The sequence below is a fragment of the Erythrobacter sp. SG61-1L genome (genome assembly GCF_001305965.1).
Lineage (GTDB): Bacteria > Pseudomonadota > Alphaproteobacteria > Sphingomonadales > Sphingomonadaceae > Andeanibacterium.
In genome coordinates, this window is record NZ_JXQC01000003.1 from 3,221,467 (window position 1) to 3,245,069 (window position 23,603).

The following is a 23,603-nucleotide window of genomic DNA, read 5'->3' on the forward strand; positions in this document are numbered from 1 at the left end:
CATGATCGATATTCGCGAAGCAGGCTGGCTCACGCCCGAACGGGTGCGCGGCTATGCCGTGCTGCTGTGCCTTGCCTCGCTGGGGCTGCTGGTCGACGCCTGGCTGAAGGCGACCGGGCCGGTCGGCAGCGATTTCCTGGCCTTCTGGGGCGCGGGGCAGGTGACCGCAGGCGGGCATCCCGCGCTGGCCTATGATCTGGACGTGCAGGAACGCGTGCAGCTCGCCACTGGATCGCAGGGCTGGTTCGCCTACGTCAATCCGCCGCCCTTCCTGTTCATCGTCGCGCCGTTCGGCATGTTGCCCTTCCCGCTGGCGTGGATCGCCTGGGTGGCCGGAACCTATGCGCTATGGGCATGGGCCGCGATCCGCGCCTTTCCGCGCTACTGGCTGCCGGTGCTGGCCTTCCCCGGTGCACTGATCGCGGCAGGCCATGCGCAGAACGGATTGCTGACCGGCGCGCTGCTGGTGGGCGGGGTTGCCCTGCTGGACCGCAGGCCGCTGCTGGCGGGCGCCCTGCTTGGCGCGCTGATTATCAAGCCGCATCTGGCGCTGCTGATCCCCTTCTGGCTGGCGGCAGGCGGGCGGTGGAAGGCCTTCGCGGCAGCCGGTTGCAGTGCGGTGGGGCTGCTGGCCCTGTCATGGGCGGCGTTCGGCACAGCCACGATGCAGGCCTATATGACCAGCTGGGAAGTCAGCAGCGTCATCATGCAGGTGGCCGATGCGGATTTCTATCTGCGGCTGTCCACCTTCTATGGCCAGCTAAGCCTGTTCATGCCCAGCTCCGTTGCGCTGGCAGTGCAGGTCGCGCTGGCGGCGGCGATGCTGGGGTTGACCGTGATCTCATGGCGCAGGTTCGGGCAGGATGGCATGGCCACCGGCGCGCTGATGCTGGCCTGCACGGCCATCGCCTCGCCCTATCTGTTCAATTACGATCTGCCCTTCCTGATCCTGCCGGTGATGTGGCTGGTGCTGCGCGGGCAGGCAGAAGGCTGGCGGCATTGGGAAAAGCTTGCCGTGATCGCACTCTATTTCGCGCCCTATGCCACGCGCGCGGCGGCGCTGCCGCTGGGCATCAACCTGATGCCGCTGGCGGCCGCGCTGCTCGTCTGGCTGATCTGGACGCGCGGCGGAAAGCCGCGGCAGGATCAGTATTCCTGAGGTTCCTCGTCCGTCTCGGTGCCGTAATCGGTGCCGGCAAAACGGTCACCCTTTGCCAGCTTGAACACCACGCCGGAAAGCAGCGCCAGCGCAACCAGGTTAGGCAGGGCCATGGCGGCATTGGCGATGTCGCCAAGGCGCCAGACCAGTTCCAGCGGCTGGGTCGAAGCCAGGAAGATGGCCATGCACCACAGCACGCGCCAGGTGATGTGCAGCGCCTTTTCGCCCTTGCGGTTCGATCCGGGCACACGGTCATAGAAGAAGGTGATCGCCCGTTCCCCGTAATAGGACCAGGTGAGCAGCGTGGTGTAGACGAACAGGATCAGCGCAATCCCCGCCACCAGCGTGCCGATGGGCACGCCGCCCACCATCGCGGGGAAGGCCGCGGCAAAGGCGCCGGACGTCATGGCAAAGCCGTTGAGGTCCGATTGCCAGGCATGCAGAACCGGCTGGCCGCCGGTGGTGAAATTGCCTTCTACGGTCAGGATCACCAGCGCGGTCAGGGTGCAGATCACGATGGTGTCGATGAAAGTGCCCATCATCGCCATGCGGCCCTGCTGCACCGGGTCTTCCGTCTGCGCCACGGCATGGGCGATGGGGGTGGAGCCTTGCCCGGCCTCGTTGGAGAACAGGCCGCGCGCCACGCCTGCGCGGATCGCCACGATCACCGCCGCCCCGGCAAAACCGCCCGCCGCGCTTTGCGGATTGAACGCACCGCCGAAGATCAGGGCGAAGGTTTCAGGCACGTCGCGGATGTTCAGCGCAATGGCCAGCACCGCCATCACGATATAGGCCAGGGCCATCACCGGCACGATCTTCTCGGCAAAGCTGCCGATCGACTTGATGCCGCCGATAATCACCACGAAGACGGCGATGGCCACGATCAGCCCGCCCAGCCATTCCTCGATACCGAACAGTTCGTTGAGGCCATCGGCCACGGCATTGGCCTGCACCGAATTGCCGGTGACGAGGGCGGAAACCATGGTGCCCACGCAGAAGACCAGCGCCAGCCAGCGCCATTTGGGGCCAAGGCCGCGCATGATGTAGGTCATCGGGCCGCCGCGATGCACCCCGTCGGACGTGGTCTCGCGGAAACGAATCGCCAGCGCCCCTTCGGCAAAGGCCAGCGCCATGCCGATCAGCGCGGTGATCCACATCCAGAAGATCGCGCCCGGTCCGCCCAGCGCGATGGCCGTGGCGACGCCGGTAAGGTTGCCGGTGCCGACCTGCCCGGACAATGCGGTTGAGAGCGCGGCGAAGGGCGAGATCTCGCCCGCGCCATGCGCCTTGCGGCCCTTGAACAGACCGGCAAAGGCCGTGCCCAGCGACAGGATGGGGGAGAAACGCAGGCCGACCATCATATAAAGGCCGATGCCGAACAGGATGATCACCATCGGCGGAAAAGGCAGGGCCTGCGCGCCGTCCCACGTTCCGCCCCAGATGAAGTCGGACACATTCGTGATGTGATCGATCAGCCCCGCCGGTTGCCCTGCCGCCATACTGTCATACCCCCCGATACATTACCAAGCCGGGGAGGCTATCGGCACATCCCGCCGGGCGCCAGTGCCCGATGCAATATTTCCCGCAATGCGAAACCACAGGCGGGCGGCTCGGCAGGCGGGGCGAATCGCAATTCGCCGCTATCTTGCCTTCGGCGCCTCTCTTGCCATCGGGTTGCACCATCGCTACATGCGGCCGGGCTTTCCGACATCGGAGAATCCTTGCCCCTCCCGGTAAATTGCCGGGGCGGCGACGATCCTTTGCCGGAATGCATGACAAGTTTGTTTGCCGATCGCGAAAACGAAAGCGAGATAACCATGGCCAAGATCAATCCCGGCGAATTCATGCGCCAGGTGCAGGCGGAAGCCCGCAAGGTAGTGTGGCCCACGCGTCAGGAAACCGTCACCACGGCTATCTTCGTGGCGATCATGATGGTGATCCTGTCGGTGTTCTTCCTGGGTGTCGACACGCTGTTTTCCATGATCGTCCAGTGGCTGCTGTCGCTGGCCTGAGGCTGACGCAAGAGACGGAACCGTAACAATGTCCCGCTGGTACATCATCCACGCCTATTCGGGCTTCGAGAACAAGGTACGCGATTCGATCATTTCGGAAGCGGAACGCATGGGCCTCTCCGAAGGGGTTGAGCAGGTCGAAGTTCCGGCCGAGACGATCACCGAAGTGAAGCGCGGCAAGAAGGTCCAGGTCGAGCGCAAGACGATGCCCGGCTATGTCCTTGCCAAGCTGAACCTCAACGATGACGTGTATCACCTCATCAAGAACACTCCGAAGGTGACCGGTTTCCTCGGCCCCAACGGCAAGCCGCAGCCGATTTCGGAACGCGAGGCCGCCCGCTATTTCGGCGCGCGCGAAGAAGCCGCCGCGATGCCGAAGCGCGAAGTCCACGTCGATTACGAAATCGGCGATCAGGTCAAGGTGCTGGAAGGCCCCTTCAGCAGCTTCACCGGCGTGGTGGAAGAGCTGGATTTCGACAAGAACAAGGTCAAGGTTTCGGTCTCGATCTTCGGCCGCGCGACTCCGGTCGAGCTGGATTTCGAGCACGTCGAACTTTCCAAGTAAGCTGGCCCGACAGGTGCGTTTCCGCCCCTGTTTGCGCAGGGCGGGATCGCGGTTGTAATTCGGCGCTTCCTGCTGTAGGGGCGCCGCTTCCCGCGTTTGCGCGCGGGATTCCGTGCGGGAGGGGCCTTGGCAGAGGCTCCGCAAAAACCGCTTAACATGAGCCCCGGCCGGACCGGTTTGCCGCAAGGCGGGGCGACAGTGCGAAAGGAGGCCTCTCATGGCCAAGAAGATTGAGGGCTATATCAAGCTCCAGGTGCCTGCCGGCTCCGCAACTCCGTCTCCGCCGATCGGCCCGGCTCTGGGTCAGCGCGGCGTGAACATCATGGAATTCTGCAAGGCGTTCAACGCCGCCACGCAGGAAATGGAAAAGGCCATGCCGATTCCGACCGTGATCACCGTCTATGCGGACCGTTCGTTCACCTTCGTCACCAAGACGCCGCCCGCCACCTTCCTGATCAAGAAGGCCGCCAACCTGAAGTCGGGCTCGAAGGAGCCGGGCAAGGTTTCGGCCGGAACGATCAAGCGCTCGCAGCTCGCCGAGATCGCACAGGCCAAGATGGCCGATCTCAACGCGAACGATATCGAGCAGGCGACCAAGATCATCGAAGGCTCCGCGCGTTCGATGGGCCTCGAAGTGGTGGAGGGCTGAGAACATGGCCAAGCAGAGCAAGAAGCAGAAGGCGCTCGTCGCCAAGCTCGACGCCGACAAGCTGTACAGCGTTGACGAAGCGCTCGCGACCCTGCGCGAGAACGCCAGCAAGAAGTTCGACGAAACCGTCGAAATCGCGATGAACCTGGGCGTCGATCCGCGCCACGCCGACCAGATGGTCCGCGGCATGGTTTCGCTCCCGGCCGGTACCGGCAAGGACATGCGCGTCGCCGTTTTCGCCAAGGACGCCAAGGCCGCCGAAGCTCTTGAAGCCGGTGCGGACAAGGTCGGCGCCGAAGACCTGATGGAAGACATGCAGGCCGGCAACCTCGACTATGACCGCGTCATCGCCACCCCCGACATGATGGGTGTGGTCGGCCGTCTCGGTAAGGTGCTCGGCCCCAAGGGCCTGATGCCGAACCCGAAGCTGGGCACGGTGACCATGGACGTCGCCACCGCGGTGAAGACCGCCAAGGCCGGCCAGGTTGAATTCCGCGTCGAAAAGCAGGGCATCATCCACTCGGGCATCGGCAAGCTCTCCTTCTCGGACGAGCAGCTGAAGTCGAACTTCGACGCTTTCGTCGATGCGATCGTCAAGGCCAAGCCGTCGGGTTCGAAGGGCAAGTATGTCCGCAAGATCTCGGTGACCTCGACCATGGGTCCGGGCCTCAAGATCGACACCACGGAAATCGCCGGCGCGTAATTCACGCGACAAAGCGAAATCACCAAGGGGCCGGGGGAGCAATCCTCCGGCCCTTTTGCTTTGCCTGCATTCTGCCGGGCGCTACGCTGCGGGCATGACCGAGAAGAGCCCATCCGAATTGATCGACGAGCGGATCGCAGCACTCGCTGACTGGCGCGGCGAAGTGCTCGCTCGTCTGCGCGGCCTTATCCATCAGGCACTGCCGGAAGTGGCGGAGCAGGTGAAGTGGCGCAAGCCCTCCAACCCGTTGGGTGTTCCGGTGTGGGAGGATGCAGGCATCCTCTGCACGGGGGAGGTCTACAAGGACAAGGTGAAGCTCACCTTCGCCCGTGGTGCCGCGCTGGAGGATCCAGCGGGCCTGTTCAATGCCAGCCTGGACGGCAATGCCCGCCGTGCCATCGACCTGTATGAAGGTGACGAAGTGGATGCTGACGCATTCACGGCGCTGATGCACGCCGCGGCCCTGTTGAACCGGAGCAAGGCGAAAGTCTGAGGTTCTCCCAGGCCCAAAAAGAAACGGGGCGGCACCCGCATGCCGCCCCGCCTCATTTCGATCGCGAGAGGACTGCGATCAGAAGTTGCGCTTCACGCTCACTGCAAATTCGCGCGGACGGCCGGGCAGGCCATAGGCATTGCCCGACTGGCTGACGCGGTCATACTTGTTCGCGTAATAGAACTTGTCGGTCAGGTTGGTGGCCGACAGGGCAACTTCCCAATCCTTGTCCTGCGAACGGAAAGTCAGACGGGCATTGAGCAGCCCGCGCGATTCCACCCGGCCCAGCAAGAAGCCTTCGATGCTGTTGGGGATGTTGCTTTCCATGTCCGACTGCCAGGTCCAGTCCACGCGCGGCGTGAGCGAACCGAGGCCTTCCAGCGGGATTTCGTACTGGGCGCCGATGGCATATTTCCATTCCGGCACGAAGGGCGCCTTGGTCACGCCCGGCACGATGCCGGAACCTTCGATGCCGCTGACGAAATCGAACTTGGTGTAGCTGACCGAACCGTCGATCGAGAGGCCTTCCACCGGCTGTGCGTCGAATTCCACTTCGAAGCCGTCGATCTTGGCATCGCCCACATTGCGGGTGGCCGAACAGAACTGAGGCAGCGGATCGGGGGTGAGGTCGGGGCAGTAACTGACCAGGCCCTGATAGTTGTTGTAGTCCGTATGGTAATAGGCTGCGTTCAACCGAAGCCTGCGGTTGAACAGCATGGTTTTGAGGCCAGCCTCATACGAAGTCGCCGTTTCCTGTTCGAATGGCTTGACTTGGGTTTCGTAATAGGGCCGCGGGTTAATGCCACCACCCTTGAAGCCAGTAGAAATCTGACCGTAGAAGCGGATGTCGTTCACAATCTCGTAGTCAGCCGCGATGCGCCAGTCGACACGATCTCCTGAAAAGCTTGCCTTGAGCCCGTCTAGACCGGCCACACGGAAATCTGTTGGCACGCCCGGCAGTGGGCTGGTGCGGCTGAAGGTGTAGGTCTTGTTCTCGTCCGTATAACGCACGCCCGCAGTGAGGTTGAACCGATCGGTGAGATGCGCCACGCCGTGGATGAAGGCCGACTTGGAGGTCTGCTTGAACGGATCGTTCGAGACGAAGTCCAGCCCGGCTGCGCCCACGTTGACGCGGCCCCCGATGCTGCTGTCGCCCTTGTAGTAATAGCCGCCCACGGTCATTTCGAACATGTCGCTCAGGCTGGCCGAGAGGCGCAGTTCCTGAGTGAACTGGTCATGGTCGAAGATGGTCGTGTTGTTGGAGACGTTCTCGGGCGAATTGTCGCCATCCCACGAGCTTTTGCCGTCCGCGTGGCGGAAGGCAGTGATCGAGGTGAGAGTGACGGTGTCGCTCAGGCCGATCTCGAGATTGTTCGAGAAGCCCCAGGAATTGACGTAGCTGATCGCCGGGTTGGTGTACTGGTCCGCCAGCCCCGGATAGCCGGTGTAGGTGGCGTAGTTGGTGTATTCTTCCGGCCCGGTGACATAGTCATTGCCGTTGATCGGCGGCAGGAAGATCGCCTTGCCCGGCGAGGCTTCTGAACGGTCCCGCGTGACGTCGGCGATGAAGTTGTTCTCGATCCGGTCGTTCACGATCCAGCGCAGCGCCGCGCGCCCGGCAAGCACGTTCTGCCCGCCTTCGGTGCCGATCACGCAATCTTCGGCTGCCGATGCCAGCGATCCGCCGGGGGCGGGGTTGCCAGTGACGCATTCATAGTCGAGCCGCTTGAGGTAGCCGTCGGAATATTTGCCCACGCCGGTAAGGCGCAGATAGAGCTTGTCGGGCACCAGAGTGGCATTGCCCGCAGCCTTGATGCCGAGGCGGCCGAAGGAACCGACCGTGGCTTCCACATAGGCATCGGGATCGTCATTCGGCTTGCGGCTGAACAGCTTGATCGAACCGCCGATGGAGTTCTTGCCCGAAAGAGTACCCTGCGGGCCGCGCAGGATTTCCACCCGTTCAAGATCGACGAGGTCGAAAGCGCTGGCGAAGGAAATGCCGTAATAGACATCGTCGATATAGATGCCGACGCCCGGTTCGTTCGGGAACTGGAAGTCGCTCTGGCCGATGCCGCGGATATTGGCTGCGGCGGTCTGTGCGCCGCCACCCTGGCCGCCTGCGGTGAAGCTGACGCTGGGCGCGCGCTGGGCAACATCCTGCACGTTGGTCTGGCTGCGGGCTTCCATCAGTTCCGCATCGACGGCGGTGATAGCCAGCGGGGTTTCCTGGATATTCTGGCTCTGGAACTGGGCGGTCACGATGATTTCGTGAATGCCGCCTTCCTGGCTGCTGCCCTCATCCTGGGCAAAGGCGGTCCCTCCGGCAAAGAGCGACACGGCAATGGCGAGATTTGCGGCGCCGGCGCGGAATGCACGCGGCGAAAGGCCGATAGGCATCATCTGACTCCCTAGTATGTTGTACCGCTAATGTAACGGGTGTTAATTTAACGCCAGTTACAATGGACCGTTCCCGCCTTGTCAACAGGCTGCACAGTGCCACGCGCGAAATTGCGCCTTGGCCGGTGCAAGCGGGCAACAGGCCTTTGGAAGATCGCTATTTTTGATCGAGGCCCGGAATGGGCCGTCTGCTCAGCGCAGATTCTCGGCTGTGTAGCACTCGATCACGGTGCTGATCGGACGTCCGTCCGGCAGGCGCAAAACGGCGCGGTGGTGGAGGATCGTGTCGGGCGGACAGCCCTCTATCGGCCCGCGTGTTTCGAACAGTCTTTCGCGCGTGAAGCCGAGCGACTTTACGGCCTTGCCGAAGGGAATGTCGCTCGTCTCAAGCTGTTGGTTGATCTCTGGAGTGAGCCTGCCGGGAACATACCAATTATGCGCTTCGGACAGGATCTTGTCCCCGCAGCGCAGCGCGACGTGGCGATAGCCGACCGGCTCGCTCTCCGAGACTTCGAGCACGATCCGGTTGCGCGTCGTTGCAGGTCGGATCGGCCCGCCTGCCGGGGAGGCGACAATCCGGGCGGGCTGGGCAATGCCGCGCGCGGCGCACCAGCCTTCAAGCGCGGCCGTGGCACTGTCCTGCGCGGCAAGGGCGGCTTCGAAACGGGAAAGCAATTGCTCGTGCTGCCCCAGCTGCGCCTGTGGAGTGGCGCAGGCCGCCAGCGCCAGCGTGGCTGCGAGCACGCTGGCAGACAGGGCACGGGCAGGCTGGCGCGGCGTCACGCGATGTCGCCTTCCTCCAGCGGCCAGTTGGGGCGCATGCCATAGGGGCAGCCGGTCATGACCGCCTCAATGCGAGTGAACAGCCTCTTCTCGATCCGGAACGCCTCGCCGATTTCCCAGCTGAAGGGGCGGGTCAGGCCGGTGGTCACAGTGCGGCCGCTGGCCAGTTCATAGTCGCGTACAGTGCCGGAATGATCGAAGAAGGCGAAGGAAAAGACCACGCCCAGTTCCTCGTCGATCACCGGGAAGCGCCGGTCGCGGATGCGGTCCACGAAGCGGAAGAAGCCGGTTTCGAGCTGGGCCTTCGCGCTCATCGCCCGGAAGTCGGGCTGATAGGGCGTGTCCCTGTCGGCAGGCTCTTCCTCCAGCGCGATGCCGGGCACTTCCGTGGTGCGAAAGCCGTTCTCGATGCGGATGCAGCCATCGGCGAAAGGATAGGCGCCTTTGCCGTCGTTCTTCTCGATCCCGCTGAAATACATATTGGCCACCCGGCGCAGTTCTTCGCGGGGCAGCCGCTCTCCCTCGGGGATCGGGGCAAACCACTCCGGGGCGGGGCCACCAGACAGGTCGAGCTGGTTGGGCCCGTCTGCGAAAGGGGCCTGCCGGGTCATCACGTCGGGCCGCGCGGCGATGGCTTCAACTTCCGCGATGCCGCCAGCATCCAGTTTCACGCGCAGCACCAGGATGGACCGCACGGCGCCTTCGGCGATGGTGGTAATTGTCGCGGCCTGTCCGCTCACCGTGTCTAGGAAGTCGTGGCGATAGGTGCCGAGCGTATCGAGCGTGCCCCACAATCCATCACCGGGGATCAGTTCCTGCCCGTTTTCCGTATAGCGCGCGCCGGGCGCCAGCCTGGCAGCGGCAGGATCATGCGCCTTCATGGCTTCGAGCACGCGCGTGATCGCGCCCGCCAGTTCCTCGCGAGTCATGATTGTCTGTTCTCTCCCTTCGTCCGCCGGTTCCGGCCTTTGCGGCCTAGATACCTCCCGGCGTGAAATCCTTGCCCAGTTCGCCCAGCCCCTCGCACAGTGTGTCCACTGCGCTGCGCAGGGTTTCCGGATCGGTCGAACGGATTACGAAATTGGCGCCGGTCTTCCCCTCACGGAAGAAGGGATAGCTGCCGATCTGGCAACCTTCGTGTGCGGCTTCGACCTCGCGCAACAGGTTGGCGACTTCGCTTTCGGCAACCCAGCAGCCGATGGTTTCAGTGAGCAGCGGGGCGCCGCCTTCCAGCGTGCCGGTCAGCCCATCAAGCATCTGGGCGCAGATGGTGGGCACGCCCGCCATCACGAAGATGTTCTCCACATGGATGCCGGGCGCGCCCGACATGCGATTGGGAATCAGGTCAGAGCCGGCAGGCACGCGGGCCATGCGCAGGCGCCCTTCATTGAGGCCGCCGCGCGTGGCGTAGTAATCTTCCAGGATCTTGCGCGCTTCGGGGTGGACGATCACTTCCACGCCCAGCGCGGCGGCGATGGCGTCCACCGTGATGTCGTCATGCGTGGGGCCAATGCCTCCGGTGGTGAACAGGTAATCATGCTTCACGCGCAGTGCATTCACGGCCTCGACAATGGCTTCCATCACATCGGGCACCACTCGTACCTCGGTGAGGCGAATGCCCTGCACCTGCAGCCAGCTGGCCACCTGTGCGATGTTCTTGTCCTGCGTGCGGCCTGACAGGATCTCGTCGCCGATCACGACCAGCGCAGCTGTCCAGATTCGTTCACCCTTGCCCATGGCATGGGTGGTTAGGGCAATTCGATCCGGCCCGCTACTCCGCAGCTTGCGCTATTGCATTTCCAGCCTTTTCAAAGGCCAGCACGCCATCGTCCACCGGCCGTTCGCGAAAGTCCTTCGCATCGGCGAGGTAATCCATGTTCAGCCGCCAGGGCAGTTCGGCAGCGCTCTTGGGCATCATGTGCCGTGCGCGCTGGATATAGCCGGACGAGTAATTGAACACGTCATCCTCCACCAACACACTTTCATCCGGCAGGGCGGGATAGACCGTGTCTGCCCCCAGCGCCTCCATGCGGTTGAGCACGTTGCAGACGTAGCTTGCCGTATTGTCGGCCCGCAGTGTCCAGGATGCGTTGAGATAGCCGAACACCACGGCGAAGTTGGCCATGTTGGAGAACATGCAGCCGCGATAGAACCAGTGCTGCGCCCAGTCGGCGGTCTGCCCATCCACGCTCACAGCAATCTTGCCGCCCATGGTCAGGGCAAGGCCGGTGGCGGTGACGATGATATCCGCATCGAGGTGCTCGCCGCTTTCCAGCTGGATGCCGGTGGCGTCGAACCGCTCGATCCGGTCGGTGACGATGGAGGCTTTGCCGGATTTTACGGCCTCGAACAGATCGCCGTCGGGCACCAGGCACAGGCGCTGTTCCCACGGATTGTAGGGTGGCACGAAGTCCTTCGCGTTCCATGCCGGGCCAAGGGCCTTTTGCGCGTTGCGGGTAAGGAAGCCTGCGATCTTCTCCGGCTTGGCCCGCGCCCGCTTGAAGATGAAATTGTGCATGCGGATATTCTTGAACCGGGTGATCCGGTAGGCGAGCCGCTGCGGCAGCACCTTGCGCAGGAAATTGGCGACGGCATCCTTCTGCGGGCGGGCACCCATCCATGTGGGCGTGCGCTGCAGCATGGTCACATGGGCGGCATCTTTCGCCATGGCGGGCAGGATCGTCACTGCCGTGGCGCCCGACCCGACGATCACTACCTTCTTACCCTTGTAGTCCAGCCCTTCCGGCCAGAATTGCGGGTGGACGATAGTGCCCCGGAAATCCTCCCGGCCCGCAAAGCCGGCATCATAGGGATTGTCGTAATCGTAATAGCCTGAGCCGAGATAGAGGAAGGAGGCAGTGCGATGGCTGCGATGGCCACCTGCATCTTCCAGTTCGACATGCCACAGCGCTTCGGCAGAATGGAAATCGGCACTGACCACTTTCTGCCCGAATTCCATGTTCGGGCGGATGCCGTATTTGTCGACCACCCGCTCAAGATATTCGAGGATGTTCGGCCCGTCGGCGATGGATTGCTCGTGAATCCAGGGTTCGAAGCGGAAACCGAAACTGTGCATGTCGCTGTCGGACCGGATGCCGGGATAGCGGAACAAATCCCACGTGCCTCCCAGCCTCTCCCGCCGGTCGACCATTGCATAGCTGCGATGCGGGCACAGCATCTTCATATGCGCGGCCATCGAAATGCCGGAAATACCGGCGCCGACGATCAGGACATCTACGTCGCCTGCCATCGATCTCTCTCCCTTTGCTTACATTTGTGTAAGCCGTTTCCATCCGCTCGCCAATGGGGGCCGTGCGCCTGCGATTGCCAGCCGCGCGTGGCTCTGTCAGATGGTGCTGCATGACGATTGTCGCGGCAAGGCGCTATTCGGCGGGCAAGGTAACGGTGCCCGCGCTCGATCTCGAGCATTGCGACCTGCCGACTGCCGATGGCGAGTTCGACTGGATCGGCGTGGCGGACCCCAGCGAGGACGAGCTGGTCCTGCTCCAGCACCGCTATGGGCTGCATCCGCTGGCGATCGAGGATGCGCTGACGCGCGGCGCCCCAGCCAAGGCGGAAGCTTTCGGTACCATGCTGTTCGTGATGACCTGCACGGCCGCTCTCGAAGAGCAGGAAGGCATTGCCTATGGACAGACTGCGATCTTCCTCGACAAGCATTTCATCATCACCGTCCGTCAGGGCAGTGCCCGTGCGCACACCGCGCTGCGCCAGCAACTGGAAGCAATGCCGGAGCGGCTGGCTGAAGGGCCGGACGTGGTGCTGCACGGTCTGCTGGACTATCTGGTGGATGGATACGGCCCCTTGCTCGACAGTCTCGACAAGGCGGTCGAGGAAATGGAGGAAGGCGCCATTGTCGGCTTCCCGGATCAGGCGCGTATCCGTCGCATATTCCGCCTGCGCCGCAGGCTCCGCCGGTTCGAAAGCAATGTGCGCCATATGGAGGAAGTGGCAGGCAAGCTCGCCTCGGCCAGCCTGCCGGCCATCGACAAGAAGGCACGGCCTTACTTCAACGACATTCACGATCATGTGCGCCACAGCCTCAGCCGGGCGCGGGGTTTGAACGAGACTCTTGGCAGCATCGTGGAAGTGGCCAGCCTGCTCGAACAGAACCGGCAGGGCGCGATTACTCGCCAGCTTGCCGCCTGGGCTGCGATCCTGGGTGTGCCCACTGCTCTGGCCGGGGTCTATGGCATGAACTTCGACTTCATGCCTGAACTGCACTGGCACTATGGCTATTTCGCCGTGACCGGACTGATGCTGACGATCTGCCTCGGCCTTTTCTGGCGCTTCCGCCGGATCGGCTGGCTCTGACGAAAAAGGGGCCCGAAATCGGGCCCCTTGAACGTCTGGCTGCGATGCCGCTCAGTCTTCCGACTGGCCGAAGATCATCGAACGATCGGGCAGATCGTCCCAGTCGATCTGGAAGCCGTCGCTGCTCTTGCCCGAAAGCTGTTCCTTGGCGGCCTGCACAGTGTTGGCCAGCAGACAGGAAATGGTCATCGGGCCGACGCCGCCGGGCACCGGAGTGACCGCGCGAGCGTGCTGCACCTCGTCGAACGCCACGTCGCCCACCAGCTTGGTGGTGCCGTCTTCGTTCTTCTGGCGAGTGATGCCCACGTCGATGATTACGGCGCCTTCCTTCACCCAGTCGCCCTTCACCAGACGCGGAGCGCCGGCGGCAGCGATGATGATATCGGCCTTGCGGCACAGGCCCGGCAGATCCTTCGTCTCGATATGAGTGACCGTAACGGTCGCCTCCCGTTCGAGCAGGAGCATGGCGATAGGTTTGCCGACGATGTTGGACTTGCCGATCACCACCACATCGAGACCGGTCAGATCGTCGAACACCGTATCGAGCAGCTTGGTCACGCCCAGCGGAGTGCAGGGCACGATGCCGCCCGTGCCGGTGGACAGGCGGCCCACATTCACCGGGTGGAAGCCGTCGACATCCTTGGAAGGAAGGATGGCGCGCAGCACCAGGCCGGTGTCGATATGCCGGGGCAGAGGCACCTGAACCAGAATGCCGTGCACGGAAGGATCGGCGTTCAGCGTGGCGATCAGGGCCAGCAGCTCTTCCTGCGTGGTCTGTTCGGGCATGCGATGCTCGACCGACAGGATGCCCGTCTTCTCGCAGCCCTTGATCTTGCGGCCGACATAGACTTCGCTTGCCGGATCGCTGCCCACCAGCACCACGGCGAGACCGGGGCGAGGCAGACCCGCCTCGGTCATCGCGCGCACTTCGGCGGCGGTTTCCTCGTCAAGCTTGCGCGCTACGGCGCGCCCGTCGATAATGTCGGCCATTCCCAGATCTTGCCTTAGTGTTTGTCGGCGTAGCCGTTGATCCAGTCGGCAGACGCGGTTAGCGCGCCGAACGGGTAGAAGTGCAGGCGAACGCGGCCGGCTTCTTCGGTCAGGCCCTTGTCGAGCGAGTTGACCAGCTTGTCCGGGCCGGCGCTGCCGATGAGGTTGGTCAGCGAGATGCCGTACTTCTTCATAACAGAAGCCGATGCACCCACGCCGCAGCGCTTGGCGAAGCCCAGCAGGCGCTTGATGCCAGCGGGGCCGGGGATGCCGAGGCGCACAGGCACGTCGATGCCGCGACCGCGCATTTCCTTCACCCATTCGACAATGGCATCATCGTCGAACGCGAACTGGGTCACGACCAGCGGGGTCATGCCGCGGCTGCGGATCGCTTCGATCTTCTTTTCCATCCAGATCCACAGATCGGGCTTGGAGACATTCGGGTGGCCTTCAGGGTGGCCGCCGATGCCAACGATTTCGATGCCGTACTTTTCAAGCAGGCCGGTCTCGATGATCTGCAGCGAGTCCGAATAGGGGCCTTCCGGCTCCGGCGGGTCGCCCGCGATGATGAAGACGCGCTTCACGGCAGCCTGACTGGTGATGTCCGACAGATACTGCTCAAGCTCGGCTTCAGAAGTGAAGCGGCGGGCAGAAAGGTGGACGATCGGTTCGAAGCCGAGGTCACGCACCAGCTTGGCGCATTCGACGCGCTGGCTCATTTCCTCGCCGGGCAGGAAGGTCACGGCGATCTGGGTGCCGGGACGGATCTTCGATGCGGCTTCCTTGAGGCCTTCGATTTCCTTCGCCGTCATTTCGAGCGAATAACCGTCGACCATGTTGGCGCGCGATTTTTCCCAGTCGGGATGGATGGCGGCGTAGGACATGAGTGTGCTCCCAAATGTTCCAGGCGGCTGCTGGTGGCGGATTCGCCTTGTTGGTTGGATTTTGCGGCCCCTTTTTCACGCAAGGGCCGCCATTGCAAGAATGTCTCTAGCAAAGGCCCATTTATTCGTATAGGTGAAATGTTCACGTTGACGAAGAAAGTTGCGAGCGCGACTTCTGGGGAGACCGGATGCTGATCCTGCTGCCAGGCCTGATTTGCGATGCGAGCATTTATGCCGCGCAAACGGCCGCTTTTGCTGATGCGAAGGCCATCGATGGCTATGGAACCGCGGATTCCCTTGAAGAGATGGCGCGCGTCGCGCTCAGCCAGTGCCCGGAGCGATTCGACCTGTTCGGCCATTCCATGGGTGGACGCGTGGCGCTGGAAGTGTTCAGACTGGCACCGGAACGCGTTCGGCGACTCGCCCTTGTCAGCACGGGGATGCACTCCGTTAAGCCGGGCGAGCGTGAGAAGCGCCAGGTGCTGATCGATATCGGGCGGGAAAAGGGCGTGGAAGCCCTGGTCGATGCCTGGCTCCCTCCGATGGTCGCACCTGAACGTCTGGAGGAAGAGGAACTGATGGCCCCCATGCGCGACATGTGCATCCGCGCCGGCACGCAAGTGTTCGAAGCGCAGATCGCCGCGCTGCTGGGGCGCCCCGAGGTGGAAAGCCTCCTGCCCACTATTAGCTGTCCCACTCTGGTCATGACCGGTTCGAAGGACGGCTGGAGCGGCCCCGCGCAGCATGAAGAGATCGCGGCAGCCATTCCGACCTCGGAACTCGTCATCGTTCCGGGCTCCGGCCATATGATCATGGCCGAAGCGCCCGACGCGGTGAACGCAGCGATCGCCGACTGGCTCGCCCGGCCGGCAAACGATTAACCCAACCGTTCAACCCGTAGCTTCAACAGAGCCCTTTTTTCCTAGGAGAGGCATGACATGAGTGAGCAAACCCTTCAGCAGAAGCTGGATTCGGTCGACAACGTCGTCGACTTCCTGCGCAACCAGCAGGTCGGCCCGAACGTCTATCCGGGCGTGCCGGCAGAATATTCCAACTGGCGCAACGAACAGCGCGCCTGGTCGGAAAGCGCCGTTCTGTTCAACCAGTCCTACCACATGGTCGAACTCTATGTGACCGGCCCCGACGCTTTCGCGATGCTCAACTACCTGGGCATCAACAGCTTCAAGAACTTCACCGTGAACAAGGCCAAGCAGTGGGTTCCCGTGACCCCCGACGGCTATGTGATCGGTGACGTGATCCTGTTCTACCTGGATGAAGAGACCTTCAGCCTGGTCGGCCGCGCTCCGGCTATCGAATGGGCCGAATACCACGCCTCGACCGGCAAGTGGAACGTGAAGGTGGAACGCGACGAGCGCACCGCCCTGCGTACCGACGGCAAGCGCAAGAACTATCGCTTCCAGCTTCAGGGCCCGAACGCCATGAAGGTGCTGGAAAAGGCGATGGGCACCACCCCGCCCGACATCAAGTTCTTCAACATGGCCCACATCGACATCTCTGGTAAGGACGTGATCGCGCTCCGCCACGGCATGGCCGGTCAGCCGGGTTACGAACTGTTCGGCCCCTGGGACGATTACGCAGCCGTTCACGGTGCGCTGGTGGAAGCCGGCAAGGAATTCGGCCTGACCCTCGTCGGCGGCCGCGCCTATTCGTCGAACACCCTGGAATCGGGCTGGCTGCCTTCGCCGCTGCCCGCCACCTACACCGGTGACGACGAAATCTCGAAGGGCTTCCGCGAGTGGGCTTCGGCCAACTCCTATGCCGGCAAGTGCTCGATCGGCGGTTCCTACATTCCGGAAAGCATCGAAGGCTACTACCTGACCCCCTGGGATATCGGTTACGGCATCATCGTGAAGTTCGATCATGACTTCGTGGGCCGCGAAGCCCTCGAAAAGATGGCCGAACAGAAGCACAAGCAGAAGGTCACCCTCGCGCTCGATCCGGAAGACGTGAACCGCGTCATGAGCTCGATGTTCGCCAAGGGCGACCGCGCCAAGTACTTCGAATTCCCGAGCGCCGTGTACGCAATGCACCCGTTCGACGAAGTTAAGTGCGACGGCAAGGTGATCGGCGTTTCGACCTGGATTGGCTATTCGTCGAACGAAGGCGCGATGCTCTCGATCGGCATGATCGATCCGGACTTCGCCGAATTCGGCAAGGAAGTGACGCTGGTTTGGGGTGAACCCAACGGCGGCACCACCAAGCCGACCGTCGAGCCGCACGTGCAGACCGAAATCAAGGCGATCGTCTCGCCGGTGCCGTACTCGGCCGTGGCGCGTAACGCCTATGCCGACAGCTGGCGCCAGTCGGGCAAGGGCGCCAACGCCTGAGCTGACTGACAGTTTCTGTCAAATTGAAGGGGCGGTCGCGCAAGCGGCCGCCCTTTTCGTTTGGATGCGTGCTTCCTGCCGGCGCGGACTGTTCTCGAAGGTTAAAATGCGCTCGGAGCGATAAAGCTTATTGATTTCGTCAACTGCTTTCTGGCAATCCGGTTCTGCAAGCGGTGGAAGACACGCCGCACCAGACAGCTGGGAGAGTATGGATGGCGAAAGGCGCTTCACTACGCCTGGGAAGAATTGTCGGCGGACTGGCCACAGCAGCGGCTGCTGTGACGGCACTTGCCGCGCCAGCATCGGCACAGACTGATCGCAGTGCACCGATACCGGAAGAGCGTTTTCAGCAGATGATCCCGAAGCACCCCGGTTATCTGGGTGCTCTGGCGCCGGAGAACCTGAAGAAGGAGCGTCCTGCGCCTCCGTTTGACCTGACGGGGACCTGGTTCGTGGATCTGCGCGAAGGGTTCTCCAAGTTCATGTTCGGCCCGCCCTATCCCAACTTCCACGAGGAAGGGCGCCGCGCGCAGGAGGAGGCCAAGGCCGCTGCCGCGCGGGGCGAGACCTACCGGGATTCGATCGGCCAGTGTTACCCGCCGGGCATGCCGATGATCATGACGCGCGTGTGGCCTCACGCCTTCATCCAGCTACCCACCGCAATCTACATGATCAGCGGCTTCAACAATGCCGTGCGCATGATCTACCTCGACGGGCGCGATTTCTCCGATCCCGATCTGGTGGTGCCTTCCTACAATGGTGAGAGCATCGGCCATTGGGAGGGCGATACGCTGGTGGTGCACACCAAATATTTCGAGACCGACAATCACTGGATCGACAGCGGCCTGCCGATCTCTGACGATTTCGAAATGTTTGAGCGTATCCGGCTGGTGGACGGCGGAAAGACGATGGAGGTGGAATACACCCTGATCGATCCGCAGAACTGGGATGGCGAGTGGAAGAACACCAAGCGCTATGTCCGGGCGGACTACACCGACATCAACGAGAGCCACTGCATCCTGCAATATAACGAGCATTTGCCCGGCACAAACCTGGGCAAGGCGACGGCCGACGAGCGCGGCGAAAGCGAAATCGAAGAGGTGACCGGTGAATAAACGTAGCGGCATTCTCGCCGCGGCGCTGGCTTTTGCCGTGCCGCTGGCCATTGCGGCGCCCGCCATGGCGCATCACAGCTTTGCGATGTTCGACCAGAAGAAGGTGATGACCCTGGTGGGCACGGTTACCGAGTTCCAGTGGACCAACCCGCACGCCTTCATCGAGATCGATGTGCCCAGTGGCGGCAAGGTCACGCATTGGAGCATCGAGCTCAACAGCCCGAACAATCTCAAGCGGCAGGGCTGGAGCCGTACCTCGCTCAAGACGGGCGACAAGATCACCCTGCGGATGAACCCGCTGCGGGACGGCAAGAAGGGCGGCCTGTTCCTCGATCTGAAGAAGGCTGACGGCAAGGTGCTGGATTCCGGCCTGCCGAAGGACGGCACGCCGATCAACGTGCCCAAGGTTTGAGGAGAGACCCGATGAAACCCGCACTTCGTCTTGCGCTCGCGGCAGCACTCCTTGCTCCCGCCTCCGCCGCAATCGCCCACCATTCCTATGCCATGTTCGATATGAACAAGACCGTTCCGCTGGAAGGGACAGTGGTGAAGTTCAAATGGCAGAACCCGCACGCCTTCATCGAGATCGATGTGCCGGTCAAAGGCCAGAACGAACGTTGGGCTATCGAAATGACCAGCCCCAACAACCTCACCAATGAAGGCTGGAAGCGCACCACGCTGAAGACCGGCGACAAGGTGACGCTGAAGATCCACCCGCTGCGCAATGGCAGCAAGGGCGGTTCCTATGTCGCTGTCCGCAAGGCAGATGGCTTCACTCTGGGAGACTGGAAATGAGGCGCCTTGTCCTTGCCGCGCCGCTGGCCATGCTGCTGGCGTCGCCCGCCGCCGCCCAACTCGGCGCCGTCACGGCCACACCGCCGCCCGAAGGGCTGGAGGAAGGCCAGAGCGCCGGCTACCCCAAGGGGCGTTATGCCGCGCTCGATGCCCTGCCCGATTGGGGCGGCATCTGGTTCGCGCAGTTCCGCGCAGGAGATTCCGGGGCTGGCGCGCCGAAGCTTAAAGGCGACTTCAAGGCTCGCCATGACGCCTATCGCGAGGAAGTGCGCACCAATGACGGTGTCGTAAAGCGGGCCACTTCCAATTGCTCCCCTCCGGGCATGCCGGTGATCATGCAGACCTTCCAGTACCCGTTCGAGTTCATCTTCTCGCCGGGCCGGGTCACGATCAACCAGGAGGCCTGGATGCAGACCCGCACCATCTGGACCGATGGGCGCGAGCATCCGCCGCTGGAGGAAATCGATCCGACCTTCATGGGCCATTCGATCGGCCATTGGGAAGGCGATACGCTGGTCGTCGACACGGTGGGTATCAATGATACGCTCGATCTGCAGCGGGGCATGGGCCATTCGCCGGAACTGCGCGTGACCGAACGTATCCATCTCGATCCCGCCGATCCCAACGTGCTGCTCAACGAAATGGTGCTGGACGATCCCGAGGCACTGGAAGAGCCGTTCAAGGTCACCGTGCGTTACGGGCGTGACCGCAACGGCATGCTGATCGAGTTCCAGTGCAGCGAGAACGACCGCAACAAGGTCGACGAGCACGGCAACACGATCTTCGACTGATCCTGCCCGACAAAAATTGGGCGCGGCCGGAGTGACCATGGCCGCGCCCAGTGAGACCCCGCTGGGAAAAAGGGGGTCGGGAGATTTCCGTTCAGAACGTCTTCTTCACGCCCACGCGGAACTGGCGGGGCTCGACGATGCGGCTGTTGCGCCCCTCGATCCCTTCGGCAGGCTCGCCGGGGAAGCGCGTGGCATAGAAATAGTCGATGTCGTCGCTCTTGGAATTGAGGGCGTTCAGCAGTTCGCCATAGAGTTCCCAGCCCTTCAGTTTCGAGCTGGTGGGCGTCCAGGCGAGACGTAGATTGACGAGCGTAGTCGCCTTACCGCGCTGGGAATTGTCTTCGATCAGCGGGTGCGGGCCGAGATAGCGCAGGCGGGCCGCCGCATTCCATTCCGGGAACAGGGCTGAGACACCCAGTTCGCCCGAGCTTTCCAGTGCGCCCGGAACGTAATTCTCACCCTCGGGCAGACCAACATAATGGGCGGACGATCCGGTAAGCACGCCGTCGAATGCCAGCCAGCCATTGGGCTTCCAGAAGGCAGTCAGTTCATAGCCGTGGCGCACGGCCGGATCGGACGGTTCGACCGCGCCGCTGTCTCCCACATAGATCAGTTCGCTCTCGATCGAACTCCACCAATAGACGCCGGTGAAGATCAATCCGCCCTTTTCGACGCGGAACCCCAGTTCCTCGAAATCGCCTTCCACCAGACCGGGGGCCGGATCGTCGGGATTGGTCACGCCGCGCGCATCGTTGGAATGGAAGCCTTCGCCGTAATTGGCATAAAGGGCGATGCCATCCGCGATCTGGTAATTCAGGCCGATCTTGGGCGCGAAGCTGTCATCCTTGACCACGCCGCTCCAGCCGAATTCGCCGCCAAGGTCGTTGGTGCGGAAGCGATACCAGTCATTGCGAATGCCGCCGATCACCATCAATCGGTCGATCGGCTGCCAGATAGCCTCAGCATAGAGACCCGCGGAAGATTCTTTTACGTCGAAGGCGGTCTTCACGTAATCGAACTGGCCCTCGATAGTGTGGTCGAGACCGACAGGATCGATCGCATCTTCGCGCAGTTCCGCGCCGATGCGCAGCTTCAGCGTGTCCGAAACGGTGATGTTGCGTTCGATACGGCCGCCATAGGACCACATCTTCTCATACTGGCGCAACTGGTCGCCATTTACCGGATCGTCGAGGAAATAGGTGAAGTTGGACAGCAGGCTCCAGTCATAATGCTGTGCCCAGCCGGTCAGCCGCCAGTCGTCATCCTCGTAGTTCAAAGTGAAGGTTTCGCGCTCGGTCCGGCCGCGCAGCGTGTGGTCGAGCGAGCCGTAACGGTCGTCCACCAGCCAGCCGACGGTGCGTTCGGGCAGCTGTTCGGTGGGAGACCATGTGGCTTTGAAGATGCTCAGCGATGCTCTGATCTCGCCCGCACCGAGCGGGGCGGAATATTTGACGAGGCCGGAATAGCCTTCGTAATCCTCGGGCAGTTCCCATGGACCGTCGTTCAGTTTCACCTGGCCGGCGACCAGCAGGTTGCCCTTGCCGACTTCCGCCGAACCGCCCGCCACCGCGCGCCGATAGCCATATTCGCCCACTTCCACGGCTGCGAAAGGCGCCATCTTGTCACGTGTGGTGATGAAACTTGAACCGACGAAGCTGAAATCGCCTGTGTCGGCGCGATAGGGGCCTTTGCGGTAATCGACCCGCTGTACCACTTCGGGGATCAGCCCGTTGACGTCCAGATAACCCTGGCCGTGACCATGGGTGCGGAAGTTCATGGGCATGTCGTCGATATACAGGGCGAAGTCCGTGCCGTGATCGAGGTTGAAGCCGCGCAGGAAGTACTGGTTGGCCTTGCCGCCGCCGGAATGCTGTGTGGCAATCAGGCCGGGTGTCGCCTCCAGCAGTTCGCCGGGTCGCAACAGGGGGCGGATCTCGATGTCGGCGCCTGCCACCCCGCCTTCGCTGGCGGCAATGGCTTGACCGATGCGCTTCTCGCCACGGCCATAGACCACGATTTCGCCGTGCCATTCCACGGCATTGTCTGGGGCCTTCTCACCATCTGCCGGTTGCGTTGCGGTGTCCTCGGCGGCCTCGTCCTGAGCAAGCGCAGGGGCTGCCCCGCACAGCAGCGCAACACCGGCTGCACCAGCCATCAGGTTGAGCCGGCGGCGAGGGGTAAAAACAAATTTTTTGGACAAATCCATTTCCCAGCTATTAGTTGCAAATTGTTTGCAACAGCTCTGGGGAACCGTCCGGGGCTTTCCAAGTTAATTACGGTTATTGAACGTTACATCACGTTACACGGGTAAAAATCCGCAGAAATCCGGGAATTTTTGATTGAACGACACATCCGCCGATCTGACCGAATCCACCGTTGGTGAGACCGCTGCCTTCGCGGCGGAAGTCGCCCGCGTGAAGTCCAGTGGCGTGCTGGGCGAGGCCGGACGGCTGGTGGAGCTGTTCGATTTTCTCGCTCGGCGGGGCGCTTCGGCAGAGCCTGCGACGCAGATCGAAATTGCCGAAACAGTCTTCGGCCAGGCCGCCAGCGAGAGCGACGATGCGACTGCGCGCGTCTATGTCCATCGCCTTAGGAAGCGGCTGGAAGAGTTCTATGCGCAGGACGGCGAAGAGACGGCTGGACGGCTGACGATTCCTTCCGGAACCTACGCTCTGCGTTTCGCTCCGCCTGCCCGTCAGGAGGAAAAGGCACCCGAACCGCGCGCACCGTGGACCATGCCCAAGTGGGGCCTGTCGGCAGTGTTGCTGGTGGCGCTGATCGGCGCCTTCTGGTTCGGCCGCGCGGTCGAGACAGGCGCGCCCGAAGTGAACCCCGTCTGGCGCCCCTTCCTCGAATCGGATCGCCCCATCGTGATCGTGGTGGGTGACTATTACATCTTCGGTGAAATCGACCCGATGAACCCCGAATCGGGGCGCCTGATTCGCGAATTCACCATCAATTCGAAGACAGATCTGGCCCGCGCGCAGGAATCTGACCCCAATCGCTACGAGATGACCGAGGATATGGGGCTCAATTACCTGCCCTTCTCCTCCGCCTATGGCCTTGCCGAACTGATGCCGATCCTGACCCAGCATCACAAACAGGTGACGATCATGCCTGCCTCGCAGGTCACGAGTGACACGTTTCAGACCTACAATGTCGTCTATATCGGGCTGATCAGCGGGATGGGCTTGCTTGAAGACGTGAATTTCATGAATTCCGGCTTCATTGTGGGCGAGAGCTATGACGAGTTGATCGATAGCCGGACGCGCAAATCCTATATCAGCGAGGAGGCGCGCAGCCTCGCTTCGACCCAATATTATTCCGATTACGGCTATTTCACCGAGTTTCACGAGCCAGGCGGAGCGCTGGTTGCTGTTGTAGCAGGCGCGCGGGATACGGGCCTGCGCGGGCTGGCGCCGATCATCGCGTCAGGGGATCTGCCGGGCGATATTGCCACGCTGGCGAAGGGACGGAACGCCAAGGGCTTCGAAGTGCTCTATGAGATCAAGGGCCAGCAGGGCGCGGATCTTTCGGAAAAGCTGGTCACGGCGCGCCCGCGTCCGTCCTGACTCCGGTTTCCGGAG

23 protein-coding genes are annotated in these 23,603 nt (G+C 62.4%); 14 read left to right on the forward strand and 9 right to left on the reverse strand.

Annotated features, from left to right (window positions below; translation table 11 throughout):
- Nucleotide 1: 1 nt before the first annotated feature.
- On the forward strand, nt 2-1,159 hold the full coding sequence (locus SZ64_RS15745) for a glycosyltransferase family 87 protein (RefSeq protein ID WP_082384631.1): 1,158 nt from the start codon (nt 2-4) through the stop codon (nt 1,157-1,159).
- Here the strand turns inward: SZ64_RS15745 and SZ64_RS15750 are convergent.
- Nucleotides 1,147-2,658 (reverse strand): sodium:alanine symporter family protein, encoded by a 1,512-nt coding sequence (locus SZ64_RS15750; protein WP_054531697.1) that lies wholly within the window; start codon nt 2,656-2,658, stop codon nt 1,147-1,149. The genes SZ64_RS15745 and SZ64_RS15750 overlap by 13 nt on opposite strands.
- Nucleotides 2,659-2,976: 318 nt before the next feature.
- Between SZ64_RS15750 and secE the strand changes: the two genes are divergently transcribed.
- The 5 genes from secE (at nt 2,977) to SZ64_RS15775 (ending at nt 5,581) form a co-directional block, all read left to right on the forward strand.
- Nucleotides 2,977-3,171, forward strand: a complete 195-nt coding sequence (gene secE / locus SZ64_RS15755) for a preprotein translocase subunit SecE (RefSeq protein ID WP_054532310.1) — start codon at nt 2,977-2,979, stop codon at nt 3,169-3,171.
- A gap of 28 nt (nt 3,172-3,199) precedes the next feature.
- Nucleotides 3,200-3,736 carry a transcription termination/antitermination protein NusG gene (gene nusG / locus SZ64_RS15760; protein ID WP_054531698.1) on the forward strand — a complete coding sequence of 179 codons (537 nt, stop codon included), beginning with the start codon at nt 3,200-3,202 and terminating at the stop codon, nt 3,734-3,736.
- 217 nt (nt 3,737-3,953) lie between these two features.
- Complete coding sequence (gene rplK / locus SZ64_RS15765; RefSeq protein WP_054531699.1) at nt 3,954-4,385, forward strand: 50S ribosomal protein L11; 432 nt, start codon at nt 3,954-3,956, stop codon at nt 4,383-4,385.
- Between the two features lie 4 nt (nt 4,386-4,389).
- Nucleotides 4,390-5,088, forward strand: coding sequence for a 50S ribosomal protein L1 (gene rplA / locus SZ64_RS15770; protein ID WP_054531700.1), 699 nt, complete (start codon nt 4,390-4,392; stop codon nt 5,086-5,088).
- A gap of 94 nt (nt 5,089-5,182) precedes the next feature.
- Nucleotides 5,183-5,581, forward strand: coding sequence for a DUF1801 domain-containing protein (locus tag SZ64_RS15775; protein ID WP_054532311.1), 399 nt, complete (start codon nt 5,183-5,185; stop codon nt 5,579-5,581).
- A 78-nt stretch (nt 5,582-5,659) separates the two neighbouring features.
- On the opposite strand, the gene SZ64_RS15780 is transcribed toward SZ64_RS15775, so the two are convergent.
- The 5 genes from SZ64_RS15780 to SZ64_RS15800 form a co-directional block, all read right to left on the reverse strand.
- The gene (locus SZ64_RS15780; RefSeq protein WP_054531701.1) at nt 5,660-7,981 is read right to left on the reverse strand and encodes a TonB-dependent receptor; all 2,322 of its coding nucleotides are present in this window, start codon (nt 7,979-7,981) and stop codon (nt 5,660-5,662) included.
- Between the two features lie 189 nt (nt 7,982-8,170).
- Nucleotides 8,171-8,761: a hypothetical protein gene (locus tag SZ64_RS15785; RefSeq protein ID WP_054531702.1), complete on the reverse strand. Its 591-nt coding sequence runs from the start codon at nt 8,759-8,761 to the stop codon at nt 8,171-8,173.
- Nucleotides 8,758-9,690 carry a hypothetical protein gene (locus tag SZ64_RS15790; protein ID WP_054531703.1) on the reverse strand — a complete coding sequence of 311 codons (933 nt, stop codon included), beginning with the start codon at nt 9,688-9,690 and terminating at the stop codon, nt 8,758-8,760. Before SZ64_RS15790 ends, SZ64_RS15785 begins: the two co-directional genes overlap by 4 nt.
- A 46-nt stretch (nt 9,691-9,736) precedes the next feature.
- A complete protein-coding gene (locus tag SZ64_RS15795) occupies nt 9,737-10,498 on the reverse strand; it encodes a molybdopterin-binding protein (RefSeq protein WP_054531704.1) in 762 nt (253 codons plus the stop codon).
- Between the two features lie 34 nt (nt 10,499-10,532).
- A complete protein-coding gene (locus SZ64_RS15800; RefSeq protein ID WP_054531705.1) occupies nt 10,533-12,011 on the reverse strand; it encodes an NAD(P)/FAD-dependent oxidoreductase in 1,479 nt (492 codons plus the stop codon).
- Nucleotides 12,012-12,121: 110 nt separating this feature from the next.
- On the opposite strand from SZ64_RS15800, the gene SZ64_RS15805 reads away from it, so the two are divergent.
- Complete coding sequence (locus SZ64_RS15805) at nt 12,122-13,093, forward strand: magnesium and cobalt transport protein CorA (RefSeq protein WP_054531706.1); 972 nt, start codon at nt 12,122-12,124, stop codon at nt 13,091-13,093.
- 51 nt (nt 13,094-13,144) lie between these two features.
- Here the strand turns inward: SZ64_RS15805 and folD are convergent, their stop codons facing one another.
- Together folD and SZ64_RS15815 are read right to left on the reverse strand one after the other, a co-directional pair.
- Nucleotides 13,145-14,083, reverse strand: coding sequence for a bifunctional methylenetetrahydrofolate dehydrogenase/methenyltetrahydrofolate cyclohydrolase FolD (gene folD, locus SZ64_RS15810; protein WP_082384634.1), 939 nt, complete (start codon nt 14,081-14,083; stop codon nt 13,145-13,147).
- A gap of 14 nt (nt 14,084-14,097) precedes the next feature.
- On the reverse strand, nt 14,098-14,967 hold the full coding sequence (locus SZ64_RS15815; RefSeq protein ID WP_054531707.1) for a methylenetetrahydrofolate reductase: 870 nt from the start codon (nt 14,965-14,967) through the stop codon (nt 14,098-14,100).
- A 188-nt stretch (nt 14,968-15,155) separates the two neighbouring features.
- Between SZ64_RS15815 and SZ64_RS15820 the strand changes: the two genes are divergently transcribed.
- From SZ64_RS15820 to SZ64_RS15845, 6 genes are all read left to right on the forward strand, one after another.
- Nucleotides 15,156-15,848 (forward strand): alpha/beta hydrolase, encoded by a 693-nt coding sequence (locus SZ64_RS15820; protein WP_054531708.1) that lies wholly within the window; start codon nt 15,156-15,158, stop codon nt 15,846-15,848.
- 57 nt (nt 15,849-15,905) lie between these two features.
- The gene (locus tag SZ64_RS15825; RefSeq protein ID WP_054531709.1) at nt 15,906-17,315 is read left to right on the forward strand and encodes an aminomethyltransferase family protein; all 1,410 of its coding nucleotides are present in this window, start codon (nt 15,906-15,908) and stop codon (nt 17,313-17,315) included.
- A 212-nt stretch (nt 17,316-17,527) separates the two neighbouring features.
- Nucleotides 17,528-18,430 carry a hypothetical protein gene (locus SZ64_RS15830; protein ID WP_156313664.1) on the forward strand — a complete coding sequence of 301 codons (903 nt, stop codon included), beginning with the start codon at nt 17,528-17,530 and terminating at the stop codon, nt 18,428-18,430.
- Nucleotides 18,423-18,842: a DUF6152 family protein gene (locus SZ64_RS15835; RefSeq protein WP_054531711.1), complete on the forward strand. Its 420-nt coding sequence runs from the start codon at nt 18,423-18,425 to the stop codon at nt 18,840-18,842. The genes SZ64_RS15830 and SZ64_RS15835 overlap by 8 nt, the downstream gene beginning before the upstream one ends.
- Before the next feature lie 11 nt (nt 18,843-18,853).
- Nucleotides 18,854-19,225 (forward strand): DUF6152 family protein, encoded by a 372-nt coding sequence (locus SZ64_RS15840; protein WP_054531712.1) that lies wholly within the window; start codon nt 18,854-18,856, stop codon nt 19,223-19,225.
- Complete coding sequence (locus tag SZ64_RS15845) at nt 19,222-20,016, forward strand: hypothetical protein (protein ID WP_054531713.1); 795 nt, start codon at nt 19,222-19,224, stop codon at nt 20,014-20,016. Before SZ64_RS15840 ends, SZ64_RS15845 begins: the two co-directional genes overlap by 4 nt.
- Before the next feature lie 91 nt (nt 20,017-20,107).
- Here the strand turns inward: SZ64_RS15845 and SZ64_RS15850 are convergent, their stop codons facing one another.
- Nucleotides 20,108-22,171 carry a TonB-dependent receptor gene (locus tag SZ64_RS15850; protein ID WP_162225126.1) on the reverse strand — a complete coding sequence of 688 codons (2,064 nt, stop codon included), beginning with the start codon at nt 22,169-22,171 and terminating at the stop codon, nt 20,108-20,110.
- Between the two features lie 184 nt (nt 22,172-22,355).
- Here SZ64_RS15850 and SZ64_RS15855 point away from each other — a divergent pair, with 184 nt between their 5' ends.
- Nucleotides 22,356-23,588 (forward strand): helix-turn-helix domain-containing protein, encoded by a 1,233-nt coding sequence (locus tag SZ64_RS15855; RefSeq protein ID WP_054531715.1) that lies wholly within the window; start codon nt 22,356-22,358, stop codon nt 23,586-23,588.
- The last annotated feature ends 15 nt before the right edge of the window (nt 23,589-23,603 follow it).

Bases quoted from the DNA above. Each gene is read 5' to 3' on its own strand.
- SZ64_RS15745 (WP_082384631.1), top strand. From the start codon at position 2: ATGATCGATATTCGCGAAGCAGGCTGGCTCACGCCCGAACGGGTGCGC.
- SZ64_RS15750 (WP_054531697.1), bottom strand. From the start codon at position 2,658: ATGGCGGCAGGGCAACCGGCGGGGCTGATCGATCACATCACGAATGTG.
- secE (WP_054532310.1), top strand. From the start codon at position 2,977: ATGGCCAAGATCAATCCCGGCGAATTCATGCGCCAGGTGCAGGCGGAA.
- nusG (WP_054531698.1), top strand. From the start codon at position 3,200: ATGTCCCGCTGGTACATCATCCACGCCTATTCGGGCTTCGAGAACAAG.
- rplK (WP_054531699.1), top strand. From the start codon at position 3,954: ATGGCCAAGAAGATTGAGGGCTATATCAAGCTCCAGGTGCCTGCCGGC.
- rplA (WP_054531700.1), top strand. From the start codon at position 4,390: ATGGCCAAGCAGAGCAAGAAGCAGAAGGCGCTCGTCGCCAAGCTCGAC.
- SZ64_RS15775 (WP_054532311.1), top strand. From the start codon at position 5,183: ATGACCGAGAAGAGCCCATCCGAATTGATCGACGAGCGGATCGCAGCA.
- SZ64_RS15780 (WP_054531701.1), bottom strand. From the start codon at position 7,981: ATGATGCCTATCGGCCTTTCGCCGCGTGCATTCCGCGCCGGCGCCGCA.
- SZ64_RS15790 (WP_054531703.1), bottom strand. From the start codon at position 9,690: ATGACTCGCGAGGAACTGGCGGGCGCGATCACGCGCGTGCTCGAAGCC.
- SZ64_RS15795 (WP_054531704.1), bottom strand. From the start codon at position 10,498: ATGGGCAAGGGTGAACGAATCTGGACAGCTGCGCTGGTCGTGATCGGC.
- SZ64_RS15800 (WP_054531705.1), bottom strand. From the start codon at position 12,011: ATGGCAGGCGACGTAGATGTCCTGATCGTCGGCGCCGGTATTTCCGGC.
- SZ64_RS15805 (WP_054531706.1), top strand. From the start codon at position 12,122: ATGACGATTGTCGCGGCAAGGCGCTATTCGGCGGGCAAGGTAACGGTG.
- folD (WP_082384634.1), bottom strand. From the start codon at position 14,083: ATGGCCGACATTATCGACGGGCGCGCCGTAGCGCGCAAGCTTGACGAG.
- SZ64_RS15815 (WP_054531707.1), bottom strand. From the start codon at position 14,967: ATGTCCTACGCCGCCATCCATCCCGACTGGGAAAAATCGCGCGCCAAC.
- SZ64_RS15820 (WP_054531708.1), top strand. From the start codon at position 15,156: ATGCTGATCCTGCTGCCAGGCCTGATTTGCGATGCGAGCATTTATGCC.
- SZ64_RS15825 (WP_054531709.1), top strand. From the start codon at position 15,906: ATGAGTGAGCAAACCCTTCAGCAGAAGCTGGATTCGGTCGACAACGTC.
- SZ64_RS15830 (WP_156313664.1), top strand. From the start codon at position 17,528: ATGGCGAAAGGCGCTTCACTACGCCTGGGAAGAATTGTCGGCGGACTG.
- SZ64_RS15840 (WP_054531712.1), top strand. From the start codon at position 18,854: ATGAAACCCGCACTTCGTCTTGCGCTCGCGGCAGCACTCCTTGCTCCC.
- SZ64_RS15845 (WP_054531713.1), top strand. From the start codon at position 19,222: ATGAGGCGCCTTGTCCTTGCCGCGCCGCTGGCCATGCTGCTGGCGTCG.
- SZ64_RS15850 (WP_162225126.1), bottom strand. From the start codon at position 22,171: ATGGCTGGTGCAGCCGGTGTTGCGCTGCTGTGCGGGGCAGCCCCTGCG.